At 67.0% G+C, this 3300-nt stretch carries 4 protein-coding genes; 2 read left to right on the top strand and 2 right to left on the bottom strand.

Annotated elements, in window-relative coordinates:
• Positions 1-17: 17 nt before the first annotated feature.
• Positions 18-998: a ribosome small subunit-dependent GTPase A gene (gene rsgA, locus WAN71_RS27425; RefSeq protein ID WP_422228338.1), complete on the top strand. Its 981-nt coding sequence runs from the start codon at positions 18-20 to the stop codon at positions 996-998.
• Between the two features lie 3 nt (positions 999-1001).
• Here the strand turns inward: rsgA and WAN71_RS27420 are convergent, their stop codons facing one another.
• Positions 1002-1493, bottom strand: a complete 492-nt coding sequence (locus WAN71_RS27420) for an SRPBCC family protein (protein WP_422228337.1) — start codon at positions 1491-1493, stop codon at positions 1002-1004.
• 71 nt (positions 1494-1564) lie between these two features.
• Here WAN71_RS27420 and WAN71_RS27415 point away from each other — a divergent pair, with 71 nt between their 5' ends.
• Positions 1565-2611 carry an LLM class flavin-dependent oxidoreductase gene (locus WAN71_RS27415; protein ID WP_422228336.1) on the top strand — a complete coding sequence of 349 codons (1047 nt, stop codon included), beginning with the start codon at positions 1565-1567 and terminating at the stop codon, positions 2609-2611.
• Here the strand turns inward: WAN71_RS27415 and WAN71_RS27410 are convergent.
• Positions 2608-3300: fatty acid desaturase family protein (locus WAN71_RS27410; RefSeq protein WP_422228335.1), on the bottom strand; the 693-nt coding region annotated here is incomplete at its 5' end. The genes WAN71_RS27415 and WAN71_RS27410 overlap by 4 nt on opposite strands.

Here is a 3300-nt window from a genome sequence, read left to right as displayed (position 1 = left end):
CTTGCGGAGTCCGGCGGTTGAGGCCCGGCGACTACGACGAGTCCGACGTCAAGATCCGCTCGGGACGGGGTTCGCGACCGCGGACCAAGACCAGGCCTGAGCACGCCGACGCAAAGCCGGCCATGGTGGTCAGCGTCGACCGCGGCCGCTGGGGATGTGTGCTCGACGGCGACCCCGACCGCAGGGTCACTGCGATGCGGGCAAGAGAACTGGGCCGCACACCGATCGTCGTCGGCGACGACGTCGACATCGTCGGCGACCTTTCCGGCCGCCCCGATACGTTGGCCCGCATCGTGCGGCGCGGCCCGCGTCGAACAGTGTTGCGGCGCACCGCCGATGACACCGATCCCACCGAGCGGGTCTTCGTCGCCAACGCCGACCAACTGCTGATCGTGGTGGCGCTGGCCGACCCGCCGCCGCGCACCGGGCTGGTCGACCGGACACTGATCGCGGCGTATACCGGCGGGCTGTTCCCGATCCTGTGCCTGACCAAGACCGATCTGGCGCCCGCCACGCCGTTCGCTGAGCAGTTCGCCGACCTGGATCTCGCGGTGATCATCGCGGGCCGTGACGATCCGTTGGACGCTGTAGCGCACCTGCTTGACGGCAAAATCACAGTGCTACTGGGCCATTCCGGGGTGGGCAAGTCGACGTTGGTGAATCGCCTTGTGCCCGAAGCGCATCGAGCAGTCGGCGAGGTGACCGACATCGGCCGGGGCCGGCACACTTCGACACAATCGGTGGCGTTGCCGTTCGACGGCAGCGGGTGGGTGATCGATACCCCGGGGATCCGATCGTTCGGGCTGGCCCATATCCAACCCAACGACGTGATCGTCGCGTTTTCGGATCTGGCCGAAGCCATCGAGGAATGCCCGCGCGGCTGCGGACACATGGGTCCACCCGCCGATCCCGAATGCGCGCTGGACACCCTGACCGGCCCGGCCACCCGTCGCGTCGCCGCCGCACGGCGGCTGCTAGCCGCGCTGCATGAGGCCTGAACCTCAGCTCTCGGCCTGCGACCGAATCTGTTCGAGGTTGGCCTGCATGTTCTGCTGCCATTCGGCCAGGCGCCGGGAGACGATCCTGGCCTCCTTCTCCGGTTGGGCGACGATCGCCGGGGTAAGTCCCGACGGTCCCGGCCCCATCCGACCCCACTGCCGGATCAGCACGCCGTCGCTGGCCGGTTCGACCTCGAATCCCCATGTCGCGCTGATGCCCTCGGGCCCGATGACGTTGTACACCCAACGGCGTTCGTCCTCGACTTCGACGACCTCGCAGACGGTCGCCCAGTCGCCGAACGCCTCATGCTTGTTGCGGCCGCGGAACCGCGCACCGACTTCAACCGCGTTGGCCCCGTCAAGCCACTCGACGGCCTGGAGTTCCGATGAGCAGCGCGCGGGCAGGCCGATGTCGGTCACCAAATCCCAAGCCGTGCCTACATCACACCGAACACGCTGTGTCACTTCGGCTGTGGGTTGATCGCGGTATCGCATTGTTTCATCCTTCTCGGTGCCCACCGGTGCGAGGTGCCATCCCTTTTGCAATAGTGGCTAGCATGCCAGCCATGAAGGTCGGCGCGATGATCGAACCCCGCTTACCGGGCGCGGCGGAGTTCGCCGTCGCCGCCGAGCGGATCGGTGTGACGTCGTTGTGGGTGCCCGAGGTCTGGGGTTACGACGCGCTGACCGGGCTGGCTTATCTGGCCGCCAAGACGTCGTCGGTCAAAATCGGAACGTTTGTCGTGCAGTTGGGTTCGCGCAGCCCGGCGCTGTTGGCGACGTCGGCGCTGAGCCTGCAGGAGCTCTCCGCGGGCCGCTTCATCTTGGGCATCGGCACCTCGGGACCACGGGTCATGGAGGGCTGGCACGGTGTCCGGTTCCGCAAACCGGTGCAGACCACCCGGGAGACCATCGAGATCATCCGCATCATCAGCCGCGGCGAGCGGCTTGAGCACGCCGGCGAGGTCTACCCGCTGCCACTGCCGGACAGTCGCGGCGCCGCACTGCGACCGCTGGTGCGGCCCGATCATGTTCCGGTCTACGTGGCGGCGATGGGCCCGCAAAACCTGCGACTGACCGGCGAGGCGGCCGACGGCTGGCTGGGCAACGCCTTCATTCCGGAAGCCGCCGAGGTGTTTTTGGGCCCGTTGCGAGAAGGAGCTCAGCGGGCCGGCCGGACCCTCGACCAGCTCTACCTGGTCGCCCCCGTCGCAGTCGAGTTCCACGACGATCAAGCCGCCGCCGACGCTGCCGCGCGCCGCCACGCCGACGGATACGCGTTCACCATCGGCGCCATGGGCGCCAGCGGTACGGGCGTCGGGACCACCTACAACTTCTATAACAATGCGTTCACCCGCCTGGGTTACGGGACTGAAGTCGAAACCGTCGCCGGGCTGTGGAAAGCCGGGAAACACGACGAAGCCCGCAGCTCGGTGCCGCTCGACCTTGGCCGCCTCACCAATCTGCTCGGCACACCTGACGCCATCGCCGAGCGGGTGCACCGCTACCGCGCAGCGGGTATCACGACGCTGTTGGCGAAACTCGAAGGCGACTACGAGCCGCAGCTGGCGACGTTGCAGCGGCTAGTCGCCATCGCTGAGTCGGCCTCCTAGGCCGCCAAGTCGTCGCGGGCCGCCAGCGCTTTCGCTCGCTTGTCGCGGCGCCAACCCCGCACGGTGGCAATCGCGGTCTTCAGGCCACGGCGTCGTCCGGTCGCCGGATCGGTGCCGGCGAAGTTCTCGTCCAGCACGGAGAACATCGACTCGCTGCGGGTCTCCGGTGCGTTGTCGGCGGTGTCGCGCAGGTATTTGTCCGGCAGCGACAGCTTGGCGATGGTCCGCCAGGTCTTGCCGTACTGCATCAGGAAAGAGCCTGTGGTGTAAGGCAAGTCGTACTTGTCGCAGAGCTCGCGCACCCGCACTGATATCTCGGCATACCGGTTGCTCGGCAGATCCGGGTACAGGTGGTGTTCGATTTGGTGGCACAGGTTGCCGCTCATGAACCGCATCGCCGGGCCGGCGTTGAAGTTGGCACTGCCCAGCATCTGCCGCAGATACCACTGGCCCTTGGTCTCGCCGAGCATGTCGGTCTTGGTGAATTTCTCGGCGCCGTCGGGGAAGTGGCCGCAGAAGATCACTGCGTTGGCCCACACATTGCGGATGACGTTCGCGACCGCATTGGCCTTCAGCGTCGACGTGAACGTCGCACCCGGTGACCGTGCGGTCATCGCCGGGTAGGCCACGTAGTCCTTCATCACCTGGCGGCCCGCCTTCGCCGAGAACTCGCGCAACCGCACCATGGT

The sequence above is a fragment of the Mycobacterium sp. genome, from assembly GCF_049280035.1.
Taxonomy (GTDB): Bacteria; Actinomycetota; Actinomycetes; order Mycobacteriales; family Mycobacteriaceae; genus Mycobacterium.
This window is presented reverse-complemented; position numbering and strand designations above follow the sequence as displayed.